The 6,000-nt window shown below is 64.6% G+C and carries 5 protein-coding genes; 1 reads left to right on the forward strand and 4 read right to left on the reverse strand.

From position 1 onward, the window contains the following. Positions 1–4 precede the first annotated feature (4 nt). Together ACFVWT_RS18195 and ACFVWT_RS18200 are read right to left on the reverse strand one after the other, a co-directional pair. Positions 5–997 (reverse strand): HAD-IIA family hydrolase, encoded by a 993-nt coding sequence (locus ACFVWT_RS18195; protein ID WP_390250269.1) that lies wholly within the window; start codon positions 995–997, stop codon positions 5–7. A 6-nt stretch (positions 998–1,003) separates the two neighbouring features. After that, positions 1,004–1,870, reverse strand: coding sequence for a hypothetical protein (locus ACFVWT_RS18200; RefSeq protein WP_390250271.1), 867 nt, complete (start codon positions 1,868–1,870; stop codon positions 1,004–1,006). Positions 1,871–1,876: 6 nt separating this feature from the next. Here ACFVWT_RS18200 and ACFVWT_RS18205 point away from each other — a divergent pair, with 6 nt between their 5' ends. Beyond that, a complete protein-coding gene (locus ACFVWT_RS18205) occupies positions 1,877–2,833 on the forward strand; it encodes a hypothetical protein (RefSeq protein ID WP_390250273.1) in 957 nt (318 codons plus the stop codon). A 176-nt stretch (positions 2,834–3,009) separates the two neighbouring features. Here the strand turns inward: ACFVWT_RS18205 and ACFVWT_RS18210 are convergent, their stop codons facing one another. Further along, positions 3,010–3,405 (reverse strand): hypothetical protein, encoded by a 396-nt coding sequence (locus tag ACFVWT_RS18210; protein WP_390250275.1) that lies wholly within the window; start codon positions 3,403–3,405, stop codon positions 3,010–3,012. A gap of 259 nt (positions 3,406–3,664) precedes the next feature. Next, positions 3,665–5,452 (reverse strand): hypothetical protein, encoded by a 1,788-nt coding sequence (locus tag ACFVWT_RS18215; RefSeq protein ID WP_390250277.1) that lies wholly within the window; start codon positions 5,450–5,452, stop codon positions 3,665–3,667. Positions 5,453–6,000 lie beyond the last annotated feature (548 nt).

A 6,000-nucleotide genomic window follows, 5' to 3' on the forward strand; every position in this document is an offset into this window, starting at 1 on the left:
CGGCCTAGCGCGCCAGCCACTCGATGGCCGGCGCCAGTGCAGTGTCTGCCTGCGGATTGGCCGTCCACCACGCCGAGCAGGCTGCCCGCCACGAGTCCAGGTCACCGGCCACTCCGCTGATGTGGACCGCTTCCCCCCGCACGACGGCGGAGGCCGCACCGCAACGGAACGTGCCGCCGTCGTGCTCTTCCACAGCTGGGTACGGGCGGTACAGATCACTGAGGTCGTTGATGAGGTAGTCCGGCCGCTCAGCGGTGCGGGCGGCGAGGATGGATTCCCGGGTGTCGACGCCGGTGAGCACTGCCACCGTTGCGAAACCGGCGTTGTTCCCGCCGAGGATGTCGGTGTCCAGACGGTCGCCCACAACGAGCGGCCGGTCGGAGGTAAGCCGCTTGGCGGCAGTGCGAAACAGCGGAGCCTCGGGCTTTCCGGCCACGAGGGGCCGCTGTCCGGTGGCCGCAGCAACGGCGGCCACCAGGGTTCCGTTGCCCGGAGCGATGCCGCGTGCCTGCGGAATGGACATGTCCGTGTTGGTGGCAACCCACAGGGCGCCCCCGGCGATGACATAGGAAGCCTCAGCGAGGTCTTTCCAGCCGATCTCGGGATTGAATCCCTGGACCACCGCCACCGGATCGTCCTTGGCACTGTGAACGGGTACCAGCCCCACCAGCTCCACCTCATGCGCCAGCGCCGGGCTCCCGGTCACCAGGACCCGCGCCCCCGGCGGCAGAAGTCCCGCCAGCAGCTCGCCGGCAGCCTGGGAGGAACTGACCACCTGCTCGTCGTCGGCGGGCGCGCCAAGCTCACGCAGGTGCGCCGCCACCTGCGCGGGGGTCCGGGACGCGTTGTTGGTGACGTAGCCAAGTCCGACGTCGATTCCAGCCAGTTGGCGGAGCGCCTCGACAGCGCCCGGGATGGCGTGGGGACCGGCGTAAACAACCCCGTCAAGGTCCGACAGGAGGGCGTCGAACCCGGAAATCAATGAAGCACCGCTCATGCGCTGTTATTCCCTTTCGCGGTCCGACTGTGCAATGTCCGCATCGCGGGCACCGTAGGCGGAGTCCTCAGCGGTGCCGGCTTCGAGTTCGTCTTCTTCAACGGAGTCTTCGTCGGATTCAGCGTCGTCCGATTCAAAGTAGTCCGCTTCGGCGTCGTCGGAGCCTTCATCCACGGCGGCAGCGTCCGATGCGGCAGCCTCAACGACGGCCGACTGGCTGTCGTCACGAACACCCGGCGCCGGAGCAGGCGCACTGTCAGCCTGCTGCTGGGCGAGCAGGCGGCGCCTTGCTTCCTCTTCGCGGGCTTCTTCTTCCTCGTCCCAGCCGAGGTCGATGATGTCAGGTTCCTCGTCCGCTCCGAGGCCCAGTGCGTTCTCCGCCACAACGGCCTGGCGCTGCCACTTCGCTGCTTCCTCGGTCCGTCCCACTGCCGCGAGGGCGTCACCGTACGCGCGGAAGAGGCGGGGGCTGTAGGAGAAGGCGCGGTTGATGTCCAACTGGGCGATTTCCAGTTCGGCTACGGCTGCATCCAATTGACCCAGATCCGTCCGGGCGCCGGCGGCCACGATGGCCAGTTCAACCTTGCCGGGTGCATCGAGGTCGTTGGCTTCCTCGGAGCGTGCCACATCAAGGGCACGGTCCGGCCGTCCCAGTCCGCGTTCGCAGTCGGCCATGACCGGCAGGTGCACGTTGGAGCCGCTGATCCGGCGGTAGGTGCGGAACTCGCGCAGGGCTTCGCCGTAATGGCCCGCTGCGTAGGCGGTCAGGCCTACTGCCTCGCGTACAGCGGACAGGCGTCCGCCGCGGCGGCTGGCAGCCAGGGCATGCTGGAAAGCTAGCTCCGGTTCTTCGTCGATGAGGCGGCCTGCCATCACCAGGTGGCGTGCAACCCACTCTGCGCTCTTTGGTTCGAGGGTCTTGATCTCGTGCTTGGTTGCGCGGTCCAGTTCCTGGCCGGTGACATCTTCGTCGATCTGGGGAGAGCGCTCACGGTCCGGGCGGTTGGCGCTGCGCAGGTCACGGGCGTTCGGTACGCGTGCAGGGCGGTCCTCGGGCCGGTCGCGTCCGAAGTCGCGGGGGCCCGATTCGCCACGGTCGAAGCTGCGCGGCGCCCGTTCCTGGCGGTCACCGAAAGGCTTACGGTTGTCGCCGCCGCCAAAGCTGCGGCGCTCCCCGCCCTCACGGGACGGACGATCACCAAACGGCTTACGGTCCCGGTCACCGGCACCGCCGCCAAAGCTGCGGCGCTCCCCGCCTTCACGGGACGGACGATCACCAAACGGCTTACGATCACGATCGCCCGCACCGCCGCCAAAGCTGCGGCGCTCACCGCCCTCACGGGACGGACGATCACCAAACGGCTTACGGTCACGATCGCCCGCGGCAAACGGCTTACGATCACGGTCACCAGCACCGAAACTGCGGCGCTCCCCGCCCTCACGGGACGGACGATCACCAAACGGCTTACGATCGCGATCGCCCGCGGCGAACGGCTTACGATCACGATCACCGGCACCGAAGCTGCGGCGCTCCCCACCCTCACGGGACGGACGATCACCAAACGGCTTACGATCGCGATCGCCCGCGGCGAAGCTGCGGCGCTCCCCGCCCTCACGGGACGGACGATCACCAAACGGCTTACGATCCCCGCCCTCACGCGCCGGACGATCGCTGCGATCATCCCTGGAGCGGAATCCGCGGGGATCGCCGCCGGAATTATTCGAGGCCCGGAACGGTCCGCCGCCCGAAGGCCGGCCGCCCCCGTAGCTGCCGCGGTCTTTACCGTTTCGATTTCCGCCGTTGTGCTCAGCCATGTTGGCTACCTCCCGTTATGAGCTGACCACTGGCGCGATTGCAGCCGCTCTTATTCGTGTTTCGTTCTGTCACGCAACCCGAAATCAAGCGCTTCGAAGTCCGTACATCTCACCCAATTCTAGGCGAGTCAGAGCCCGGCGGGCACCGGTCCCAACGCACACGGAGTCAACAGTGACTATCGTCATAAGCCTGTCAGTCAGAAGCCGGCTTTCTTGGCAAGCGCCACGAGCATCTCTTTAGCGCTTGTGCCTTCCGGCACCGCCGTGCCGGAAGGCACGGACACGAGCAGCTTGGAAGAGGTCTTGTCGAGCACCGAGACGACGACGTACTCGGTACTCGCCGTCAGCGTGTTCACGCCGTACTTGGCGTCCCCGCGCAAGCCCGATATTGCCTCCGCCTTCATCAATAGGCCAAAGGGGGCGCTGGCAGCCAAGTCTTGCGGGGTCTTGAACTCCCTTTGCTCGATGACAGCGCTGTGATCCGTCCCGGCTGCCGACTCCAGTGCATAGACGCAGGAGTCTATCGCCGTTCCATCACGGTCCGTTGATACTTCTCCCTGCCCAGGCTGGAGCCCGGTGGCCCATGAGGACAATGCACTTTTGATGTCTGATTCCGCCAGCAGCGTGCAGGATCCAGCCTTGGCTGCGGGGTCAACTGTCCGCCCGTCCCTTCCCACTTGGGCCGTGTTCGAGGGGCTCGGGCTGGCCGACGATCCCGAGGAGCCCGGCTGTGTGCCGGACGATGATGTTGCCACGCCAGACGACGGTCCCGCGGGAGTGCACGCAACAAGCGCGGCACTGCCAGCGACAATCGCTGCCACGACTGTAAGGACAGTCGTCCGGATTCGGCGCCTATTCAAAGACATCGTTGCTGACTCCCATGATGAGCCGGTCCCCGTAGTTGGCGGATTGAAGATACCTGACGACGTTGGCCTCGCTGAGCGAAATGCATCCCCACGTGGGAACCGGATTTGCGTGAAGGAAAATTGCGAACCCGGCATCCATCACGATGTTGGAATCCGGCGGCCGGTTGTAATTGATGACAGCACCCTGTCGGTAGTCTCCGGACGGCCGCGTCGCGTAGTACCACATGTTTTCATCCGGAAAGACGTCCGCGCTGGACTCAAAGTACTTGTTGTAATTGGCGTTGAGCCGTCCGCCCCAGCGCGAATAGGGATTGAGTGTCTGGTAAGGAAGGGAAGTCCCCGGATTAGAGAGGCCAAATGCCAGGGTAATGGAATACGATCCCGTCGGTGAGTACTTGCCCGTGGTCGGTCCAGTTGCCACCCCCGGTCGGGCGAAACCGCTTTCCCCGGCGTATCCGCCGACTGTCCACTCATGGACATATTTTCCATCACGCTTAACGCAGTTAGTGAAGGTCACGGGAGTGGTCCCATAGCCCTGGGAAATCGCAAACGACACCCGGGCAGCCCCGCCGCCGGGGTACTTGGTAGCCCCAACGTTCAGCGCCCGGCAGTAACCCCACTCAGAATACCGGAGCGACGTTCCCTGCCCGGCGGTCCATTGAATGGCACCGCCCTCGAAACGCTGGACACAGGTACTCACCTGGCAGGACTCCTCCGTTACGGGGTAGCCCAAGGCTCCGTTTTGGGCCCTCTTGGAGCCCCACAATTGGCCGTACACACCGTATACGGAATGGAACCCGATGCCTGCCGCCCAATATACATAGCCGCCTTGAAACGACTGGACACATCCCGGACCGGTAAGTCCGCACTGCTCACCGGATACCGGGTAACCCAGACGGCCGGCTTCCTTCCCGTACTGGCTCCAGATCTGTGCATAACCTCCGTACACCGCGTACGCACCGTTGCCGGCGTTCCAGTAAACAGAGCCGCCACTGAACCTCTGGAAGCAACCGCTGTTGACCAGACCGCAGGCCTCCGCTGCTATCGGCAGGCCCAGGCGGCTGGATTCACTACCGTTGTTGGACCAGACTGAGGAGTAGATTCCGGTCAGCAGCGTCGTACCTACCCCTGGTACCCACGCAGCATAGCCTCGCTGAAACTGCTGCACGCAACCGGTTCCGTTGGGCGTGCAGCGTTCGTTGGAGACCGGGTATCCGAGTCTTCCCGCTCCCATCCCGTTGGCAGCCCAAACGCTGTAGTAGGGATCATAGAGGGCAACTGTGCCGCTGCCTGCCGCCCAGACGATCGAGCCGCGCTGGAACCTCTGTGAACAGCCTGCGCCGCTGGCGTCGCATTTTTCAGCTGCGATGGGCACGCCCAGCCTCCCGGCCGCTGCACCGTAGGCGGTCCACACCCCCGAGTACGGGGAATAGACCGCGAAAGCCCCGACGCCGCCGGTCGAAACGATGAACCCCCGCTGAAAGCCCTGTTGGCAGATGGAGGGGCTCGGCTGGCAGGCTACCGACCCTACCGGGTAGCCGATACGACCGGCTTCCTCCTGGTGGACAGCCCAGACAGCACCGATGTCCCCGGCAGTAGCGAATGCACCCGTGCCGGCCGTCCAATGAATCTTTCCATTCTGGAACTGGCGCCGGCATCCGTCCTGGCTCAGTCCACACTCTGTTGCGCTAACGGCATTGCCCAGCGCGCCCGCCGCGCCGCCTAGGCGTTGCCATTCTGCCTCAATGGCATCCTGGCCGGGTGTTGAGACCATGGCCTCCGGAACAGTGGTTCGGGAGGCGCTACCGGTTGCTGGGGGTGTCGCTGTGGCGCTCGGAGATGAAATGGGTTCAGGGGCCACGTTCGGTGAAACGGTGGGGTCCCCCGTCGGCTGCGCCGGGGACGGAGTTGATGTAGCAGAGGGAGCCACGGTGGTCGGCTCCGCCGTCAGCGTGGGCGACGGCGGGTCGACTACGGCCGAAGCAGCCGGCGGAACCGCCATCGCAAAACAGAGCGCAAGCATAGCCGCCGTAGACCAGATACCCCGATGCTTCATCGAACCACATCCCCCAAAGTTGTAGTCAGGAACGCCGCCGCAGCCACAGTGGAGCCGGTCAGCATTCCGAACCCGAGGATATCTTAAACGCGCTTGATAAAGAGCAAAATCCTAACCTTGTTATTCATTCGCGATACAGTCGCCGTGATGCAAATACCCGGCTAAAAGTTTTGGTGTGGTGGTTAAAGTGGGAGAGCCCCAACCGTGTGGTTGGGGCTCTCGACCTGAATGGTGTTCCGGCGGTGACCTACTCTCCCACACCCTCC

This window comes from Arthrobacter sp. NPDC058288 (genome assembly GCF_042880995.1).
Lineage (GTDB): Bacteria > Actinomycetota > Actinomycetes > Actinomycetales > Micrococcaceae > Arthrobacter.

What these genes read in the sequence shown, in the direction of transcription:
- ACFVWT_RS18200 (WP_390250271.1), bottom strand. Translation starts at nt 1,870, where the DNA reads ATGGCAGGCCGCCTCATCGACGAAGAACCGGAGCTAGCTTTCCAGCAT.
- ACFVWT_RS18215 (WP_390250277.1), bottom strand. Translation starts at nt 5,452, where the DNA reads ATGGTCTCAACACCCGGCCAGGATGCCATTGAGGCAGAATGGCAACGC.
- ACFVWT_RS18195 (WP_390250269.1), bottom strand. Translation starts at nt 997, where the DNA reads ATGAGCGGTGCTTCATTGATTTCCGGGTTCGACGCCCTCCTGTCGGAC.